Source organism: Allobosea sp. (assembly GCF_017308075.1).
GTDB lineage: Bacteria > Pseudomonadota > Alphaproteobacteria > Rhizobiales > Beijerinckiaceae > Allobosea.
Genome location: NZ_JAFKFX010000030.1, coordinates 304,725 through 324,191, shown reverse-complemented (window position 1 = coordinate 324,191; position 19,467 = coordinate 304,725). Strand labels below are relative to the sequence as shown.

15 protein-coding genes are annotated in these 19,467 nt (G+C 68.0%); 14 read left to right on the top strand and 1 reads right to left on the bottom strand.

From position 1 onward, the window contains the following. Positions 1-2: 2 nt before the first annotated feature. The 13 genes from murD (at position 3) to recN (ending at position 16,197) form a co-directional block, all read left to right on the top strand. Complete coding sequence (murD, locus tag J0J10_RS13280; RefSeq protein ID WP_291646987.1) at positions 3-1,439, top strand: UDP-N-acetylmuramoyl-L-alanine--D-glutamate ligase; 1,437 nt, start codon at positions 3-5, stop codon at positions 1,437-1,439. Between the two features lie 181 nt (positions 1,440-1,620). Then, on the top strand, positions 1,621-2,760 hold the full coding sequence (locus tag J0J10_RS13275; protein ID WP_291646986.1) for an FtsW/RodA/SpoVE family cell cycle protein: 1,140 nt from the start codon (positions 1,621-1,623) through the stop codon (positions 2,758-2,760). 8 nt (positions 2,761-2,768) lie between these two features. Next, positions 2,769-3,857: an undecaprenyldiphospho-muramoylpentapeptide beta-N-acetylglucosaminyltransferase gene (gene murG, locus J0J10_RS13270; protein ID WP_291646985.1), complete on the top strand. Its 1,089-nt coding sequence runs from the start codon at positions 2,769-2,771 to the stop codon at positions 3,855-3,857. A 23-nt stretch (positions 3,858-3,880) separates the two neighbouring features. After that, the gene (murC, locus tag J0J10_RS13265) at positions 3,881-5,320 is read left to right on the top strand and encodes a UDP-N-acetylmuramate--L-alanine ligase (protein WP_291646984.1); all 1,440 of its coding nucleotides are present in this window, start codon (positions 3,881-3,883) and stop codon (positions 5,318-5,320) included. A gap of 16 nt (positions 5,321-5,336) precedes the next feature. Beyond that, positions 5,337-5,765 (top strand): endonuclease domain-containing protein, encoded by a 429-nt coding sequence (locus tag J0J10_RS13260; protein WP_291636800.1) that lies wholly within the window; start codon positions 5,337-5,339, stop codon positions 5,763-5,765. Between the two features lie 4 nt (positions 5,766-5,769). Beyond that, the gene (gene murB / locus J0J10_RS13255; protein ID WP_291646983.1) at positions 5,770-6,693 is read left to right on the top strand and encodes a UDP-N-acetylmuramate dehydrogenase; all 924 of its coding nucleotides are present in this window, start codon (positions 5,770-5,772) and stop codon (positions 6,691-6,693) included. 349 nt (positions 6,694-7,042) lie between these two features. Further along, entirely contained in the window at positions 7,043-7,957 is a 915-nt protein-coding gene (locus tag J0J10_RS13250; RefSeq protein ID WP_291646982.1) for a D-alanine--D-alanine ligase, read from the top strand. Between the two features lie 26 nt (positions 7,958-7,983). Then, positions 7,984-8,889: a cell division protein FtsQ/DivIB gene (locus tag J0J10_RS13245; RefSeq protein WP_291636804.1), complete on the top strand. Its 906-nt coding sequence runs from the start codon at positions 7,984-7,986 to the stop codon at positions 8,887-8,889. Beyond that, positions 8,886-10,211 (top strand): cell division protein FtsA, encoded by a 1,326-nt coding sequence (gene ftsA / locus J0J10_RS13240; RefSeq protein WP_291636805.1) that lies wholly within the window; start codon positions 8,886-8,888, stop codon positions 10,209-10,211. Before J0J10_RS13245 ends, ftsA begins: the two co-directional genes overlap by 4 nt. A 131-nt stretch (positions 10,212-10,342) precedes the next feature. Then, a complete protein-coding gene (gene ftsZ, locus J0J10_RS13235) occupies positions 10,343-12,049 on the top strand; it encodes a cell division protein FtsZ (protein WP_291646981.1) in 1,707 nt (568 codons plus the stop codon). Positions 12,050-12,367: 318 nt separating this feature from the next. Continuing rightward, on the top strand, positions 12,368-13,318 hold the full coding sequence (lpxC, locus tag J0J10_RS13230; protein ID WP_291636808.1) for a UDP-3-O-acyl-N-acetylglucosamine deacetylase: 951 nt from the start codon (positions 12,368-12,370) through the stop codon (positions 13,316-13,318). A gap of 174 nt (positions 13,319-13,492) precedes the next feature. Next, a complete protein-coding gene (locus J0J10_RS13225; RefSeq protein WP_291636810.1) occupies positions 13,493-14,395 on the top strand; it encodes an outer membrane protein assembly factor BamD in 903 nt (300 codons plus the stop codon). A 113-nt stretch (positions 14,396-14,508) separates the two neighbouring features. Continuing rightward, the gene (gene recN, locus J0J10_RS13220) at positions 14,509-16,197 is read left to right on the top strand and encodes a DNA repair protein RecN (RefSeq protein ID WP_291646980.1); all 1,689 of its coding nucleotides are present in this window, start codon (positions 14,509-14,511) and stop codon (positions 16,195-16,197) included. 5 nt (positions 16,198-16,202) lie between these two features. On the opposite strand, the gene aidB is transcribed toward recN, so the two are convergent. Then, positions 16,203-17,021 carry an AidB family quorum-quenching N-acyl homoserine lactonase gene (aidB, locus tag J0J10_RS13215; RefSeq protein ID WP_291646979.1) on the bottom strand — a complete coding sequence of 273 codons (819 nt, stop codon included), beginning with the start codon at positions 17,019-17,021 and terminating at the stop codon, positions 16,203-16,205. Positions 17,022-17,252: 231 nt separating this feature from the next. Here aidB and J0J10_RS13210 point away from each other — a divergent pair, with 231 nt between their 5' ends. Further along, positions 17,253-19,298, top strand: coding sequence for a DEAD/DEAH box helicase (locus J0J10_RS13210; RefSeq protein ID WP_291646978.1), 2,046 nt, complete (start codon positions 17,253-17,255; stop codon positions 19,296-19,298). The last annotated feature ends 169 nt before the right edge of the window (positions 19,299-19,467 follow it).

Here is a 19,467-nt window from a genome sequence, read left to right as displayed (position 1 = left end):
CGATGACACCTGTCACTGTCTTCGCGGGCGAGACCCTCGCCCTGTTTGGCCTCGGCGGCTCCGGTCTCGCGACCGCCCGGGCGCTCCGCGCCGGTGGCACCGAAGTCGCCTGCTGGGACGACAACCAGGCGAGCCGCGACAAGGCGGCCGCCGAGGGGCTCGCCATCGTCGATCTCGCCAATGCCGACTGGTCGCGCTTCGCCGCCTTCGTGCTCTCGCCGGGCGTGCCGCTGACCCATCCCGCACCGCACTGGACGGTCGAGAAGGCCAAGGCCGCGAATGTCCCGGTGATCGGCGATATCGAGCTGTTCTTCCTCGAGCGCGCGAAGCTTGCCCCGGACGCGCCGGTGATCTGCATCACCGGCACCAACGGCAAGTCGACGACCACGGCCCTGATCGCCCATGTCCTGGCTGCTGCCGGCCGCGACGTGCAGATGGGCGGCAATATCGGCACCGCCGTGCTGGCGCTGGCCCCGCCGGCCAGGGACCGTATCCACGTCATCGAGTGCTCGACTTTCCAGATCGATCTGGCGCCTTCCTTGAAGCCGACGGTCGGCATCCAGATGAACCTGACGCCGGATCATCTCGACCGGCACGGCACCTTCGAAGCCTATGGCGCGATCAAGGAGCGGCTGGTCGCCGCCTCTGACCTCGCCGTGATCGGCGTCGACGACGAGCCCTCGAAGCAGATGGCGCGGCGGCGCGCCGCTTCGGGCAAGCCTCTGGTCAAGATCAGCGGCGAGCAGCCTCTCGACGAGGGCGTCTTCGCCGGCGTCACCGCCAATCAGGGCAAGCTCGATACGCGGATCGTCGAGGTCAGGGACGGCAAGCCCAGGGTTGTCGCCAATCTCGCGGGCATCGGTAGCCTGCGCGGTGCGCACAACGCCCAGAATGCCGCAGCCGCCTTCGCCGCCTGCTCCGCGGTCGGGCTCACGGCCGAGGAGATCGCAGCGGGATTCAAGAGCTATCCGGGCCTGAAGCACCGGATGGAGGAACTCGGGCGGATCGGCCGCGTCGTCTTCATCAACGATTCCAAGGCGACGAATGCCGACTCGACCGAGAAGGCGCTGACCTCCTTCCGCGCGATCTTCTGGATCCTCGGCGGCAAGGCCAAGGAGGGCGGGATCGAGTCGCTGCGGCGCTATTTCCCGAACATCGCCCATGCCTATCTGATCGGCGCGGCGAGCGATCTCTTCGCCGCGACCTTCGACGCCGACGGCCGAGTTTCCTATGAGCGCAGCGCTACGCTCGACGTCGCGGTCGCAGCCGCGACCGAGGCCGCGCTGGCGGCACCGGGGGAGGGCGAGATCGCGGTGCTGCTTTCGCCGGCCTGCGCTTCTTATGACCAGTTCCCGAACTTCGAGGTCCGCGGCGATGCCTTCCGGGCGTTGGTCGAGGCGTTGCCGGGGTTCGAGGCGGCAGGAGCCGCTTCCGCTTGAAGGAGCAATTCCCCGTTCCAGACCTCATCCTGGGAGCTGCGTCAGTGGCGTCTCGAACGATGAGGGCGGGCGGGAAGCCGGAGAGCTCGAACTGGAATCAATCGGTTAACCATTCATTGACAGAGTGATTTGCCGGAACGGGTGATCACGATCTGCCTGTTCGCTGACGGAGCCCACATAGATGACCTCGCGCGCAGAACCCAGCCTGAGCGGCCGCTGGTGGTGGTCGATCGACCGCGTCATCCTCTCGACCATGGTGGCGCTGATGGTCTCCGGCGTCGTGCTGCTGATGGCGGGAGGGCCGCCGGTCGCCGAGCGCCTCGGCCTGCCGACCTTCCATTTCGTCAACCGCCAGGCGGTCTATCTGCTGGCGGCGCTCGCCGTCTTCCTCGCCACTTCGCTGCTGACGCCGCGCCAGGTGCGCCGCGCGGCGCTGATCGTCTTCGCCGTCTCGCTGGCGGGCGTGGTCGGCACGCTCTATTTCGGGGTCGAGGTCAAGGGCGCCAGGCGCTGGCTGACGCTCGGTCCGCTCGGCTCGGTGCAGCCTTCGGAGTTCCTCAAGCCGGCCTTTGTGGTCATGGCCGCCTGGGCCTTCGCCGAGGGCGGGCGCCGGCCCGACCTGCCGGGCACGATCATCGCTTTCCTGCTCCTGCCGCTGACCATCGTGCCGCTCGTCCTGCAGCCTGATTTCGGCCAGACGGTGCTGGTGACGCTGGTCTGGGCCGGCTTGTTCTTCGTCGCTGGGCTGCACTGGTTCTGGGTGATGGGGCTCGGCGGCGCCGGAGCCTTCGGCCTGCTGATCGCCTACCAGCTCGTGCCGCATGTCCGCGGCCGCATCGAGCGCTTCATGGACAAGGGCTCGGGCGACACCTTCCAGGTCGACACCGCGCTGGAGAGCTTCGCGCAGGGTGGCTGGCTCGGCAAAGGGCCGGGCGAGGGGACGGTCAAGCGCATCCTGCCCGACGCCCATACCGACTTCATCTTCGCGGTGACGGCCGAGGAGTTCGGCGTCGTCGTCTGCATGGTCCTGGTCGCGATGTTCGCGATCATCGTGCTGCGCGCGCTCTTTGTGGCGCAGCGTGCCGAAGACCCGTTCTTGCGCCTAGCGGTGACCGGTCTCGCCTTGCTGTTCGGCATCCAGGCGGCGATCAACATGATGGTCAACCTGCACATGATGCCGGCCAAGGGCATGACCTTGCCCTTCATCTCCTATGGCGGCTCCTCGCTGATCTCGCTGGCGCTCGGCACCGGCTTCCTCCTGGCGCTGACACGCAAACGGCCAAGGGCCGAGAACTTCGGCCAGACGGGACGCCGGCAGTGACGGCGGGAGTGCAGGCGCCTCTCATCGTGCTCGCCGCGGGCGGCACGGGCGGGCATCTTTTTCCGGCCGAGGCGCTGAGCCATGCGCTGCATGCGCGCGGCCTGCGGGTCGCCCTGATCACCGATACCCGCGCCGCCGAATATGCCGGCAGCTTCCCGGCGGAATCGATCCATGCCGTGCCGGCGGCGACGCCGTCCGGCCGCTCGCCGCTGAAAATGCTGCAGGCGGCGCTGGTTCTGGCAAAAGGCGCCTTCGCGGCGCGCCGTGCGATCAAGGCCTTGCAGCCGGCACTCGTCGTCGGCTTCGGTGGCTACCCGACCGTGCCGCCGGTCTTCGCCGCGGCGCTGATGGGCGTGCCGACCTTGGTCCATGAGCAGAATGCCGTGGCCGGCCGGGCGAACCGCTTTCTCGCCGGACGGGTGAAGGTGATCGCCACCGGCTTCGCCGAAGTCGGCGGGCTCTCCGCGGCGCAGGCGGCGAAGTGCCGCCTGGTCGGCAATCCCGTGCGGCCGGCGGTCCTCCAGGCCGTCTCGCCCTATCCCTCGCTCGATGGCGGGGTGAACCTGCTCGTCTTCGGCGGCAGCCAGGGCGCGCGCGTCATGGCCGATATCGTGCCCCCCGCGATCCAGCTGCTCAGCCCCGAGGAACGGGCCAGGATCTCGGTCGTCCAGCAGGCGAGGGCCGAGGATGGCGAGCGGGTGCGCGGCATCTATGCCGGGCTCGGCGTCAAGGCCGAGATCGCGCCCTTCTTCAAGGACCTTCCGGCGCGGATGGCGGCCTCTCACCTCGTCGTCGCGCGCTCCGGTGCTTCGACCATCGCGGAGCTCTCCGTGGTCGGCCGGCCGGCGCTGCTGGTACCGTTGCCGGGCTCGCTCGACCAGGACCAGGCGGCCAATGCCGCCGTGCTCGAAAAGGCGGGCGGGGCCATCCGGATCATGCAGCCGGACTTCACGCCGCGCCGGCTCGCCGACGAGCTTTCGGGACTGCTCGCCGACCCCTCGCGCTTGACTGCGATGGCTGCGAGCGCCAAGAGCGCCGGAATCCCGGACGCCGCCAACCGGCTGGCGCGCCTGATCGCCGAAACCGCCCAGATCTGAATTTTCCAGAAGAGTACCGCACCATGAAGCTGCCGCCGAAGCTCGGCTCCATCCATTTCGTCGGTATCGGCGGCATCGGAATGTCGGGGATCGCCGAGGTGCTGCACAATCTCGGCTACAAGGTCCAGGGCTCGGATGCCTCGGACAACGCCAATGTCCGGCGCCTCGCCGAGAAGGGCATCAAGACCTTCGTCGGCCACGCCGCGGCCAATCTCGGCGAGGCCGAGGTCGTCGTCGTCTCGACCGCGATCAAGCGCGACAATCCGGAACTGATGGCGGCGCGCGAGAAGCGCCTGCCGGTGGTGCGGCGGGCCGAGATGCTGGCCGAGCTGATGCGGCTGAAGAGCTGCGTCGCCATCGCCGGTACCCATGGCAAGACCACCACGACCTCGTTGGTCGCGACGCTGCTGGACAAGGGCGGGCTCGATCCGACCGTGATCAATGGCGGCATCATCAACGCCTATGGCACCAATGCCCGCATGGGCGAGAGCGACTGGATGGTGGTCGAGGCCGACGAATCGGACGGCACCTTCCTGAAGCTGCCGGCCGATGTCGCGATCATCACCAATATCGACCCCGAGCATCTCGACCATTTCGGCACTTTCGACGCGATCAAGGGGGCTTTCCGCTCCTTCGTCGAGAACCTGCCCTTCTATGGCTTCGCGGTGATGTGCATCGACCACCCGACCGTGCAGGAGCTGGTCGGCCAGATCGAGGATCGCCGGGTCATCACCTATGGCGAGAACCCGCAGGCGGATTTCCGCCTCGTCGACATCGATCTCTCCGGCGGCCAGGCCCGCTTCACCCTCTTGATCCGCGACCGCAAGAACGGACGCGAGGAGGTGATCCGCGATCTCGTCATGCCGATGCCGGGCCATCACAACGCGCTTAACGCCACGGCCGCGATCGCAGTCGCCTATGATCTCGGCGTGCCGGTCGAGACGATCCGCCAGGGGCTCGCCGGCTTCGGCGGCGTCAAGCGCCGCTTCACCCGTACCGGCGAATGGAACGGTGCCCAGATATTCGACGATTACGGCCATCATCCGGTCGAGATCGCCGCCGTGCTCAGGGCGGCGCGCGCCTCGACCAAGGGCAAGGTCGTCGCCGTGGTGCAGCCGCACCGCTACACGCGGCTCGCCAGCCTGTTCAACGACTTCGCCTCCTGCTTCAACGACGCCGACACGGTGATCGTCGCCGAGACCTATGCGGCCGGCGAGCAGCCCATCCCCGGCGCCGATCGCGACGGGCTGGTCGCGGCGATCAAGGCGCGCGGCCATCGCCATGCGCTGCCACTGCCGTCCTCCGAGAAGCTCGCCGGCATGGTCGCGACGCTGGCGGGACCGGGCGACTATGTCGTCTGCCTCGGCGCCGGCAACATCACGCAATGGGCCTATGCCCTGCCGGGCGAACTGGCCTCCCTTCCTTCTCCCCTCGGGGGAGAAGGTGGCAGCGCGAAGCGCTGACGGATGAGGGCCGGTCGTGGAACGCAAGAACACGACCGCAACGCTCTCCTTCGCCCGGGGCCAGCGGCGCACGCCGACGCGGGCCGAGGCCATCTTCTGGCAGGCGGTGCGCGGTCGTCGCTTCGCTGACCTCAAGTTCAAGCGACAAATGGCGATCGGGCCTTTCGTCGCGGATTTCTGCTGCTACGAGCACCGCCTGATCGTCGAGCTCGATGGTGAGCCACATGCCAGTGAAGAAGCACGTGCCCGCGACGCGCGGCGCGATGCGTTTTTACGGCATGAGGGCTATCTGGTCTTGCGCTTTCCGAACGAGCGGGTTCTAGGAAATCTCGAATTCGTTCTGCGCGAGATATCCGATCGGCTTGGTCTCGCCGGACTTCCCTCATCCGACCCGGCTTTGCCGGGCCACCTTCTCCCCCGAGGGGAGAAGGTGACGCGCGGGTAAGCCTATGCCCTTCCCAGACATCACGCCCGCCCTCCATGCCGCCGCGCCCGAGCTGCGCGGGCGCCTCGTCGCCAATCAGGAGATGGCGGGGCTGACCTGGTTCCGCGTCGGCGGGCCGGCGCAGGTGCTGTTCACACCGGCCGACGAGGCCGATCTCGCCTATTTCCTGTCCAGGCTGCCGGCCGAGATCCCGGTGACGGTGGTGGGGCTCGGCTCCAACCTGATCGTGCGCGATGGCGGCATTCCCGGCGTGGTCATCCGCCTCGGTGGCAAGGCCTTCGGTGAGATCGTCCGCGAGGAAGGCGACAGGCTCCGCGCCGGTACCGCGACGCCCGACGTCAAGCTGGCCCGGGCGGCGGCCGATGCTTCGCTCGACGGGCTCGCCTTCTATCGTGGCATTCCCGGCTGCATCGGCGGCGCGCTGCGGATGAATGCCGGGGCGCATGGCGGCGAAACCACCGACGTGCTGGTCGAGGCGCGCGGCGTGACGCGGGCCGGCGAGATCGTCACCTTCTCCCATGCCGATATGGGCTTCAGCTACCGCAACTCGACGGTGCCGAGCGACGTCATCTTCACCTCGGCGCTGTTCCAGGGCCGGCCCGGTGATCAGGCCGCGATCCTCGCGGAGATGGACCGCGTCACCTCGGCACGCGAGGCGGCCCAGCCGATCAAGGAGCGCACCGGTGGCTCGACCTTCAAGAACCCCGAGGGCGGCAAGGCCTGGCAACTGATCGATGCTGCCGGCTGCCGCGGCCTGCGCATCGGCGGAGCCCAGGTCTCGGAGATGCACTGCAACTTCCTGATCAACACCGGCGGTGCCAGCGCCGCCGATATCGAGGGGCTGGGCGAAGAGGTTCGACGTCGGGTCAAGGACAATTCCGGCTACGAGCTGCACTGGGAGATCAAGCGCTTCGGCGTCGCCGCCTGAGCGGATCCGGCCGGGACGGGCTCCTCGGCCACGGCGTCGATGGCCAGCGTGACAGGCGCGCTTCGCCCGCGCTGGCCCGCCGACACGACAAGGTCCGGCTTACAGCCTTCGCAAGATCCAGTGGCGGCTCCCGCCTCGCCAGCCATGCTGGCAGGGCGAGCTCCGCGCATGTCCTCGAAACGATGCGCGCCCGTCGGCACGAGGCTCGCCGGACAGCTTTCGCCGGTGCCGGAAACAGGTGATGCGCCGCCGCCACAGCCGGCTCTGCATTAACCGGGAGCGCGACTTCTTAACGCGTCGTTAACCATATCTGGCCAGTTTCGCCGCAGGTGCGGAGCTTGGAGCCAGCATGAGCAAACATGTCGCAGTTCTGATGGGCGGATGGTCCGTGGAGCGCGAGGTCAGCCTGAATTCCGGTGCCGGCTGTGCCGCCGCGCTGGAGCAGGTCGGTTTCCGCGTCACCCGGGTCGACGTCCAGCGGGACGTCGCGGCGGTGCTCGACAAGCTCCGGCCCGACGTTGCCTTCAACGGGCTGCATGGCCGCTTCGGCGAGGATGGCACCATCCAGGGTCTGCTCGAGATCATGGGCATCCCCTATACCCATTCCGGCGTGCTCGCCTCGGCGCTCGCCATCCGTAAGGACAAGGCCAAGATGGTGGTCGCCGCGGCCGGTGTTCCGGTCGCGCATGGCGTCAACGTCTCGCGCTTCGAGGCCGCCAAACGCCATGTGCTTCAGCCGCCCTATGTGCTCAAGCCGATCGACGAGGGATCCTCGGTCGGGGTCGTGATCGTTAAGAAAGGCCGCGAGCATCCACCCCAGGAAATAGCCCGGCCGGACTGGCCCTGCGGGGACATGCTGCTGGCCGAAAATTTCATCGCCGGACGCGAGCTGACCTGTGCCGTGATGGACGGCAAGTCATTGGGGGTGACGGAGATTCGGGCGGCGACGGGTGAGTTTTACGACTACGACGCAAAATATGCGAAAGGCGGTTCGTTCCATATCTGCCCCGCTCAAATTTTACCGAATATTTACCAGCGGATCGAAGAGTGTGCGTTAACGGCGCATCAAGCAATCGGGTGCCGCGGCGTCAGTCGTTCCGACTTCCGATATGACGACGAGACCGACACTCTCGTCTGGCTGGAAGTGAACACGCAGCCCGGCATGACCGAAACCAGCCTGGTACCCGAACTGGCCGCCCACGCGGGCATGAATTTCAGTGAGCTCGTCACATGGATGGTGGAGGACGCCTCCTTAAATCGGTGAATGCGGTGCTGGCCGGTGCTGGTCCGATGAAGCCGATGCACGCTGCGGGGCCTCAGCTCCTCGTCGGCGAGCGCTCGCGCCGCTGGTTTCGCGGCTCGCGGCGCAGCGCCTTCGCGCTGCCCCTGGCGCAGCGCCTGCCGCGCGGCCTGGGCTCCTGGCTGGCGGTCGGTTTCCTGGCGCTCTCGGCGACGACGGGTGCTGCCCTCGGCGGCCATTTCGAGACGCTGCGCGAGACCTATGGCGAACCCAAGCATGCGCTGGCACGGCTGATCGGCCTCGGCATCGACCGCGTGACGATTTCCGGCCTGACCGAGCTTTCCGAGATCGAGGTGCTGGTCGCCGCCGGCATCGATCCGAAGATCTCGCTCGCCTTCTTCGACGCCGACGAGGCGCGTCGGCGGCTCGAATCGACGCCGCTGATCCGCGAGGCCTCGGTCCGCAAGCTCTATCCCGGGGAGATCGCGATCAACCTCGTCGAGCGCGAGCCTTTCGCGCTCTGGCAGTCGAAGGGCGATCTCTTCCTGATCGCGGCCGACGGCACGGTGATCGATCGCATGGATGACGGCCGCTTCGCCCATCTTCCGCTGGTCGTCGGGGTCGACGCCAATCTGCGCGCTCGCGACTATGTCGCCCTGCTCGCCGCGGCCGGCCCGTTCGCCTCGCGCATCCGCGCCGGCAGCCTGGTCGCCGGCCGCCGCTGGAATCTCAAGCTCGACACCGGCATCGACATCCGCTTGCCCGAAACCGAAACCGGCGCTGCGCTGAAGCGGCTGGTCGGCCTCGAGCAGGATTTTCGGATCAGCGAGAAGGACCTTATCGCCATCGACCTACGCCAGCCCGACCGCGTGACCATGCGCCTGACCGAGGAGGGCGCGGCCGCAAGGGCCGAGCTGCTCAAGAACAAGGGCAAGAAGAAGGGAGGCGAGGCATGAGCCTGACCTCCCAGGGCCTGACGCCGCGGATGCGGCCGCTTTCCTCGCGCAAGAGCGCGACGCTGTCGATCCTGGACATCGGCACGAGCAAGGTCGTCTGCCTGATCGCCGAGCTCAATCCGGCGGAAGCGAACGAGCGCCTGCGCGGCCGTACCCATGTCGCCCGCATCGTCGGCATCGGCCATCAGCGTTCGCTCGGCCTGAAGGGCGGTGCGATCATCGATCTCGACAGCGCCGAGCGCGCCATCCGGGCCGCGGTCGACGCTGCCGAGCGGATGGCCAAGGTCGAGGTGCAGTCGGTCATCGTCAATCTGACCGGCGGCCGGCTGAACTCGCAGCACTACCAGGCCAGCGTCGAGCTGCGCGGCGGTTCCGTCGGCGATTCCGACGTGAAGCGGGTGCTCGCGGCCGCGGCCAACCATGCGATCCGCCCGGGCAAGGCGGTGCTGCATGCCTTGCCGACGGGCTATGCCCTCGACGGTTCGCCCGGTGTGCTCGATCCGCGCGGCCTGATCGGTGGCTCGCTCTCGGTCGACATGCATGTCGTCGCCTCCGAGGCGGCCGCGGCGCGCAACGTCATGCTCGCGGTCGAGCGCTGCCATCTCGAGGTCGAAGCCGTGGTCGCGACGCCTTATGCGGCCGGGCTCTCCGTGCTGGTCGACGACGAGGCCGAGATGGGCGTCGTCGTGGTCGACATGGGCGGCGGCACGACCTCGCTCGGCGTCTTCGGCGGCGGTCACCTGACCCATGCCGACGCCATCGCGGTCGGCGGCAACCACATCACCATGGACGTGGCGCGCGGGCTTTCGACCCGGGTCTCGGCGGCCGAGCGTCTGAAGACGCTGCACGGCTCGGCGATATCGAGCCCGTCTGACGATCGCGACACCATCGCGGTGCCGCAGGTCGACGACGATGAGCGCGACATGCCCAACCATCTGGCGAAGTCGCATCTGGTGCGGATCATCAAGCCGCGCGTCGAGGAGATCCTCGAACTGGTGCGCGACCGGCTCAAGGCCGCAGGTTTCTCTGCCGAGGCCGGAAGGCGCGTCGTCCTGACCGGCGGCGCCTGCCAGCTCACCGGCATGCCGGAGGTCGCGCGGCGCGTGCTCGGCGGCCAGGTCCGTACCGGGCGGCCGCTCGGCATCCGCGGCTTGCCCGAAGCGGGCAAGGGCCCGTCCTTCGCCGCTGCGGTCGGCCTTCTGGTCTATCCGCAGGTCGCCCATGTCGAGCATTTCGAGCCGCGGGCCGGCGCATCCTACTTCGCCCATGCTGCCGACGGGTATTTCTCGCGCGTCGGCCGCTGGCTGAAGGAGAGTTTCTGAGTGTTGCGATCCGCATGGCCATCCGGCCGGGCGGAGCGGAGTGAGTTCTTGAGAAACGGGGCCGCGGCCCCTGGCGTGGAATACGGGACGGCGCCCGCCAGGGACCGGACGGAAATTTGAAAGAGGCAATCATGGCGATGAATCTGCAAGCCCCGGACATCCGGGAACTGAAGCCCCGAATCACCGTGTTCGGCGTCGGCGGCGCCGGCGGCAACGCGGTGAACAACATGATCGAGGCCGGCCTCGACGGGGTCGATTTCGTCTGTGCCAACACCGATGCCCAGGCCCTGGCGCTGTCGCGCGCTCCGCGCATCATCCAGATGGGCCTGCAGGTCACCGAAGGCCTCGGCGCCGGCTCGCAGCCGGAGGTCGGGCGCGCGGCGGCCGAGGAGGTCGCCGACGAGATCCGCGATCACCTCGCCGGCGCCCATATGGTCTTCATCACCGCCGGCATGGGCGGCGGTACCGGCACCGGCGCGGCCCCGGCCATCGCCCGTGTCGCCCGCGATATGGGGATCCTCACCGTTGGCGTCGTCACCAAGCCGTTCCAGTTCGAAGGTCACCGCCGCATGCGCATGGCGGAGGCCGGCATCGGCGAGCTCAACGAAGCCGTCGACACGCTGATCGTCATCCCGAACCAGAACCTGTTCCGTGTCGCCAACGAGAACACCGGTTTTGCCGACGCCTTCGGCATGGCCGACCAGGTGCTCTATTCGGGCGTCGCCTGCATCACCGACCTGATGGTCCGTCCCGGCCTGATCAATCTCGACTTCGCCGACGTCCGCGCCGTGATGCGCGGCATGGGCAAGGCGATGATGGGTACCGGCGAGGCCCAGGGCGAGAAGCGCGCGCTGTCCGCCGCCCAGGCCGCGATCAACAACCCGCTGCTCGACGATGTCTCGATGAAGGGCGCGCGGGGCCTGCTGATCTCGATCACCGGCGGCCGCGACATGAAGCTCTACGAGGTCGACGAGGCCGCCACCCGCATCCGCGAGGAGGTCGATTCCGAGGCCAACATCATCGTCGGCGCGACTTTCGACGAGGCGCTCGAAGGCACCGTCCGCGTCTCGGTCGTCGCGACCGGGATCGACAAGCCGGTGAGCTCGCAGGCCGAGGTCGACGCGACCGAGGCGCGCATCGCCGAAGTGGCCGAGCGGCTGAAGGCCGAGGCGCGCCTGCGCTCTGCGGTTCCCAATATCCGCACGAACGCCGTCCCGATGCCGGCCGCCGTGCCGCAGCCGGAGCCGGCCCCGGAACTTCGCCTGCCGCTGGCGCCGGAACCGGTTCGTCAGGCCGCGCCGAGCTTCGCTGCCGATGTCCGCATCGAGCCGGTGCAGCCGCGCCAGGCTGTGGTCGCGCCGCCCATGCCCGCCCCGGCGCCGATCGAGGCCGAGTTGCCGCATCTGGAAGACAGCTTCATTCCGCCCGCGCCGGAGCGCGCCGTGATCCGGCCGACCCGCATGCCGCGGATCGAGGACCTGCCGCTGCCGGCGCAGAATCAGATCGCGCAGACCCGCGCCGCCGTGGCCGCGCCGCCGCCGGCCGTCTCCGCCGACCAGAAGCGGATGTCGCTGATGCAGCGCCTGGCCTCCGTCGGCTTCGGCCGCAAGGAGGAGGAGGTCGCCGAGGCTCCGGCGCCAGCACCGCGTCCGGTGCCGCCGGCGCCGGTGGCGCCGCCGAGCGCGGCTCATGCCGAGTTCATGCGCCGTCCGGCCGCGCCGCAGGCCTCTCGCCCGGCTCAGGGCCAGCTCGATCCGCTCGGCCGCGCCGCTCCGAGCCGTCCCGCCGAGGACGATCATCTGGAGATCCCGGCCTTCCTGCGTCGCCAGTCGAGCTGAGCTCGCGCTGGTCTCGGGTCCGGTTTTAAACAACGAGCCCGGCGCAAGCTTGCGCCGGGCTTTTTTTAACGTCAAAAAAACCATGTACATCAATTGGATGGTTAGGTTTTTCGCGCTCCTTGAATCCTGTTACAGAGCGAAAGAAAGCGTGATTTTGAAGCCCCGCCTCCTGCGCTTATCTTGCAGGGCAACACCGGGGAAGACGGATTCGGGGCCATGCTCTGGATCCCTCGTTTCAAGGGAACCGCGATCGATCACCAGATTGATGGCGCCGCCAGGCGCCGGGCCTGATCGTCGCGCTAAGGATCGGATAAGAGTATGATGGCTGACCGGCAGACGACCCTTCGCTCGCCCGTGACCCTTGAGGGCATCGGCGTTCATTCGGGAGCTCCCGCCTGCCTGTGCCTGCGCCCCTCTGCCGCCAATACCGGTGTCGTCTTCCTCCGCAAGGGGCTCGAAGGCGGCCATGAGCAGTTGATCCACGCCCGCCACAACAAGGTCAGCGCCACCGAACTCTGCACCGTGGTCGGCGAGCAGGCTTCCGGTTCTGTCGCCACCATCGAGCATCTGATGTCGGCCTGCGCCGGTCTGGGGCTGGACAATGTCCTGGTCGAGATCGACGGTCCGGAAATGCCGATCATGGACGGCAGCGCTTCCGAGTTCGTCAAGGCGATCGAGGCGGCCGGAATCGTCGCGCTCGGCGCTGCCCGCCGCTATCTCAAGGTGCTGCGTACGGTCCGCGTCGAGAACGGCCGCGCCTTCGCCGAGCTGTCGCCCGCCGAATCGGGTTTCCGGCTCGATGTCGAGATCGATTTCGACACCACCGCCATCGGCCGTCAGCGCAAGATCTTCGATCTCGATCCGCAGGCCTATGCCAGCGAGATCTCCCGCGCCCGCACCTTCGGCTTCATGCGTGATGTCGAGCAGCTCTGGAAGGCCGGCTTCGCGCTCGGCGCCTCGCTCGACAACACCGTCGCCATCGGCGACGACAAGGTGATCAATCCTGAAGGCCTGCGCTATGCCGACGAGTTCGTGCGCCACAAGGTGCTCGACGCGGTGGGCGATCTCTCTTTGGCCGGCTACCCGATGCTCGGCGAGTTCCGCTCCTATTGCGGCGGTCACCGGATGAACATCCGTATCCTCGAGGCACTCTTTGCCGATCGCGCCAATTACGCGATCGTCGAGGCCGAGCCGGTCTACGCGCCGCGCGCCGTCCAGATGGCGGCCAGCGTGCCGATGCCGGCGGCTCTTGCGCCCGATCTGCACTGAAAATCGGCGACTGAACGACGCCACGCCTTGCATTCGCCGGTTTCCTGTCGGAAGCACGGCGCCGATTGCATTGCATGAAGCGCCCTTCATGGTTGGCGAAATGGCGACTTCTGGAGTAAAGCCATTTTCGCCCGCCCTCGAAAGCGGCGCTGAAGGACGGATGAAGTGAGCGTCATGCGGCTGAAGACATTCAATACCGGCGAAATGGCGGGCGGCGGCAAGCGGCTCGCGCTCGTGTTCTCGCTGGCGGCCGCGCTCGGCGGCTGCGACACGCTGAGCTCGATCAATCCGTTCGACCGCCCGGAAGTCTACAAGCCCGAAGTGCTGCCGACGGTGCCGGCCGACAAACTCTACAATGAGGGCCTGGCGCGACTCCAGAACGGCGACAGCGAAGGCGCGAGCAAGAAGTTCGAGGAGATCGACAAGCAGGCGCCGTTCTCGCCCTATTCGCGCAAGGGTCTGATTCTCACCGCCTATTCGAACTATCAGGCGAGCCGCTGGGACGACGCGATCACCGCTTCCAAGCGCTTCCTGGCGCAGAACCCGGCGAGCCCGGACGCGGCTTACGCGCAGTACATCCTGGCGATGTCCTATTTCAACCAGATCCCGGACGCGACGCGTGACCAGGAGCGGACGGAGCAGGCGCTGCGGGCGATGCAGGAGTTGCTCGACCGCTATCCGAAGTCCGAATACGTCGTCGACGTGCGCGAGAAGATGCTGGTCGCGCGCGACCAGCTCGCCGGCAAGGAGATGAATGTCGGCCGCTTCTATCTCGAGAAGCGCAATTATGCCGGCGCCGTGAACCGTTTCCGCGACGTCATCACCAAGTACCAGACGACGCGCCATGTCGAGGAGGCGCTGATGCGCCTGACCGAAGCCTATATGGCGCTCGGCATCACCAATGAGGCGCAGACGGCTGCGGCGGTTCTGGGGCATAATTTCCCCGACAGCCCCTGGTACAAGGACGCCTATTCGCTCCTCGAAAGCGGCGGATTGCAGCCGCGCGAAGATCGCGGCTCCTATATCAGCCGGCTGTTCAGCGGTTTCAGCCGCACCGTCACCGGCCTGATCCGCTGAACCCGCGGGCGCGCGGAAACGGCCTTGCCGTGCACGCCCCGTCCGCTCGGCTTTCGCTACGGTCCGCTTCCGGCGGCCGCGCCCCGCATCTGCGCACCGGCTGAGTCCGCATCATGCTCGCCCAGCTCTCGATCCGCGACATCGTTCTGATCGACCGGCTCGATCTGGCCTTTCATGACGGGCTCAGCGTGCTCACCGGCGAGACCGGCGCTGGCAAATCGATCCTGCTCGACGGTTTCTCGCTCGCCCTCGGCGGGCGCGGCGATGGCGGCCTCGTCCGCCACGGCGAGACGCAGGGCCAGGTCAGTGCCGTCTTCGATCTGCCGCTCAGTCATCCCGCGCGGGCGCTGGCGCAGGCGCAGGAGATCGACACCGATGGCGATCTGATCCTGCGCCGGGTGCAATATGCCGACGGGCGGACCCGGGCTTTCATCAATGACCAGCCGGTCAGCGTCCAGATTTTGCGCATGGTCGGCGCGGCATTGGTCGAGATTCATGGCCAGCATGACGACCGGGCGCTGACCGACCCGGCCCAGCACCGATCGATCCTCGACGGTTTCGGCGAGCTGACGCGGCAGGCCGGCGAGGTCGCGCAGGCCTGCGACGTGCTGAAGCGTGCCCGCCAGGCCCTGCAGAGTCAGCGCATGCGGGTCGAGACCGCGCGCAAGGAAGCGGATTTCCTGCGCCACGCCGTCGCCGAGCTCGGAAAGCTTGCGCCAGAGCCGGGCGAGGAGGAGGCCCTGGCGGCTCAGCGGCAGGGCATGATGCAGGCCGAGAAGGTCGCGCGCGATATCGCCGAGGCTTATGAAGCGGTCGGCGGTGGCGCCTCGCCGGTTCCGGGCTTGTCCGGCGTGCTGCGCCGACTCGAGCGCCGCGCCGTGCAGGCGCCGGGCCTGATCGATCCCTCGACGGCAGCGCTGAACACCGCGATCGTGGCGCTGGAAGAGGCGGGCGAGGCGCTCGCGGTGGCGATGCGCGCGGCCGAATATGATCCGCGCGTGCTCGAACGGGTCGAAGAGCGCTTGTTCGCCCTGCGCGCCGCGGCGCGGAAATTCGACGTGCCGGTCGATGCCTTGCCGGCGCTGGCCGAGACCATGGCGGCCGATCTTGCGGCCCTCGACGAGAGCGAGGGCTCGCTGAAGCGGCTCGAGGCGGAACTGGCCGAAGCGGAAGCCGCCTATATCGCCGGTGCGACCGCGTTGTCTGCCGGCCGGGTTCGTGCCGCCTCCGCACTCGATGCAGCCGTCAAAATCGAGCTGCCGCCGCTGAAGCTGGAGCGAGCCCGCTTCATCACCCAGATCGACAGCGATCCCGAAGCGCGCGGGCCGGAAGGTTTCGACCGCGTCGAGTTCTGGGTCGAGACCAATCCGGGCACGCGGCCGGGCCCGATGATGAAGCTCGCCTCCGGCGGCGAGCTCTCGCGCTTCATGCTGGCGCTGAAGGTCGTGCTGGCCGAACGCGGCTCGGCGCCGACTCTGGTCTTCGACGAGATCGATACGGGGGTCGGTGGGGCCGTCGCCGATGCGATCGGCGAAAGGCTGGCGCGGCTGGCGGCCCGGGTGCAGGTGGTCTCGGTGACGCATGCGCCGCAGGTCGCGGCCAAGGCAGGACGACATTTCCTGATCGCCAAATCGGCGCAGGCGGGCGAGGACGCCAAGGAGCGCACGGTCACCCGCGTCACGCCGCTGGAAGTGGAGACGCGCCGCGAGGAGATCGCCCGCATGCTCGCCGGGGCGTCGATCACCGAGGAGGCGAGGGCGGCGGCGGCAAGGCTGCTCGCCGCTGCCGGGATACGCGGCTGAGGTCTTCAGGCCGGGACCAAGTCGTATCCGGGCTTCTTTTCGACGACACGCCTGAAACCTTCGATATGACCGCCTGAGACAATCCAGGCTTCGCGCGCGGCGCGTGCGAGGATCGCGCCGCGGGAGGCACGGGCAGTGGCGGCGTCGAAGTCGTAGATGAAGCCGATATCTGGATCGCTGGCCTGCAGATCGGAGAGATGCAGCGCATCGCCCCAGAGCAGCAGGCTCTCCTCGCCCTCGATCAGATAGCCGCTATGGCCGGCGGTGTGGCCGGGGAGAGGGATCAGCGTGATGCCGGGCCGCATGCTGCCTGCCGGGACGGAATGGATGCGGTCGCCATAGTGCCTCTTCACCGCTGCGGTGATTGCAAAGCCTCCCTGCCGGTTCTGTGGTGTCTGCGCGCGATTGCCTTCGTCTCCGAAGAAGACGAAATCCGCCTCGGGCACGATGATCTCGGCTTTCGGAAAACGGGCGCGTTCGCCGTCGAACAGGCCGAGCGCATGGTCGCCGTGAAGATGCGTGATCAGGACACGCTCGACCTGTTCGGGAGCGATGCCTGCCTTGGCCACGGCGGCGGGCGCATGACCCATCGCCTCGCCCCAGGAAGGGCCGGTGCCGGCATCGATCAGCGTGATGCCGTCGGCGCCCTTCAGGGCGAAGCAGTTGACGGGGATGCGGACCTTCGGCTTGGCCCAGCGCGTCACAGCCCCGTCGCGAGCAGCTTCGCCTCCGGCATGAATCAGGACATCGAGCGGCGCCTCGAAGACGCCATCGTCCAGGATGAGCACATCATAGGGTCCGAAACGCCGCCAAGTCTCACTCATGTTCACTGGCCCCCTCCGATGCATTCTGCTTAGATCACGTGGCTCTCGCCGCCGACAGCGGCGCTGTCGGCATGGCCGGTCTCCGCGGCCGCATACGGGATGAGCCGATGCTGCATTCCCTTTTCCCGCGATTTCCTCTATGTGCAGCGCAATATCGCGGTGCCGCGTCCGGCGCCGCCCCTCGTTCTGCGTGCTGCCCACCCGCCAGCTGCAATCTAAGGCCTGACATCGATGTCCTTCATCTCCACGAGTGCGCCCCTCGCGCGTGCGCTCGCCGAACGCAATTACAGCGAGCCGACGCCGGTCCAGAACGCGGTTCTCGAAGCCGCGGCGGCCGGGCGCGACCTGCTCGTCTCCTCGCAGACCGGCTCGGGCAAGACCGTGGCCTATGGGCTCGCCATCGGCGAGACGCTGCTTGAGGGCGCCGAGACGCTCGGCCGCGCCGGCAAGCCGCTGGCACTGATCATCGCGCCGACGCGCGAGCTGGCGCTCCAGGTCCAGCGTGAGCTGAACTGGCTCTACCAGCAGGCCAATGCCCGCGTGATCTCCTGCGTCGGCGGCATGGATCCGCGCCGCGAGGCCGCCTTGCTCGACGAGGGGGCTCATATCGTGGTCGGCACGCCCGGCCGCCTGCGCGATCATATCGAGCGGGGGCGGCTCGACGTCTCCGAGCTGCGCGCGGTCGTGCTCGACGAGGCCGACGAGATGCTCGATCTCGGCTTCCGCGATGATCTCGAATTCATCCTGAAGACCGCTCCCGAGGACCGGCGCAGCCTGCTGTTCTCGGCGACGCTGCCCAAGGCGATCATCGCGCTCGCCAAGAGCTATCAGCGCGACGCTCTGCGCATCGAGGTCGCCGGAGCCGATCGTGGCCATGCCGACATCGAATACAAGGCGGTCCGGGTCTATCCGAAGGAGGCCGAGCTCGCGGTCGTCAACCTGCTGCGCTTCCATGACGCTGCCTGCGCGCTGGTGTTCTGCAACACCCGCAATGCGGTGCGCCATCTCGAGGCCGCATTGCTCGAGCGCGGCTTTGCGGCGGTCTCGCTTTCGGGCGAACTCGGCCAGAGCGAACGCAACTCGGCGCTGCAGGCGCTGCGCGATGGGCGTGCCCGCGTCTGCGTCGCGACCGACGTCGCGGCGCGCGGCATCGACCTGCCGGGGCTGACCCTGGTGATCCATGCCGAGCTGCCGAACGATCCCGAGGTGATGCAGCACCGCAGCGGCCGCACGGGGCGTGCCGGGCGCAAGGGCACGAGCGTGCTGCTGGTGCCGCCTTCGCGCCGTCGCAAGGCCGAGATGCTGCTCGGTGCCGCTGGGGTGCAGGCTCTCTGGGGCGGCCCGCCGAGCCAGGACGAGATCCGTGCGCTCGACCAGGAGCGCCTGCTGCAGGATCCGCTGCTCTCCGGCGAGCCGGGTGAGGATGATGCAGGCATGATTGAGGCGCTGCTTGCCCGCCGCTCGGCGAACGAACTCGCTGCGGCGCTGGTTCGCGTCTATCGCTCGCGCCTGCCGGCGACGGAAGAGGTCGGCGATCCCGGCTTCGGCCGCGACGACCGGGCGAGCCGCGCCCCGCGCAGCCCCGAGGACTATGCCAGGCCGCGCGACCGGGCCGGGCCGCGTTTCGACAATGCCGACCCGGATGCCCCGCGCAAGGCCGGGCCGCGTGGCGACACGGTCTGGTTCCGCCTCAATGTCGGCCGCAAGGACGGCGCCGATCCGCGCCAGCTCCTGCCAATGCTGTGCCGGCGCGGCAAGATCACCCGCGACGAGGTCGGCGCGATCCGGATCTTCGACAAGGAGACCAAGGTCGAGATCGATGCCGATGTCGCTGAGCGTTTCGCCTCGCTGACGAGCGCTCCCGACCGCGACAGGGTCGTGATCGAGCTGGTCACGGGCGAAGAAGAGCGCCGGCCGGCAAAGCCTTTCGCCGAGAAGGCGCACCATGGCAAGGCGCCGCGGCGCGAGGATGCGCCGGCTGAGCGCGGCTTCCGAAAGCCTTATGAAGGCAAGGGCAAGCCGTTCGGCCGGGAGAATACTCGCGAAACCTACGATCCGGTCAGTCGCGACCGCGAGCCGCCGGCCGATGCGGCGGAGTTCCCGCGCGGCGGCAAGCCGTTCGCCGGCAAGCCGAAGCATGGCGAGCGGGATTTCGGCGGCGCGAAGCCGTTCGGAGCCAAGAAGGCGTTTGGCGAGAAGAAGCCCTTCGCCGACAAGAAGCCCTTCGGCGCGAAAAAGCCGTTCGCGGGCAAGAAGCCGCGTCGCGACGATCGTTGAGCCGTTTCGTCCTAGTCCTTCCCAGCCTCCAGATCGCCGAGCGTCCTATCGGACGCGCGCGGGCGATCTAGAGGCCGCAGGAAGCGGATTCCACTTTCGGTCCGGTGCTCAGCGCAGGCCGAGGAAGGACAGGATCGCGAGGACGACGACGACAAGACCGACGATGTAG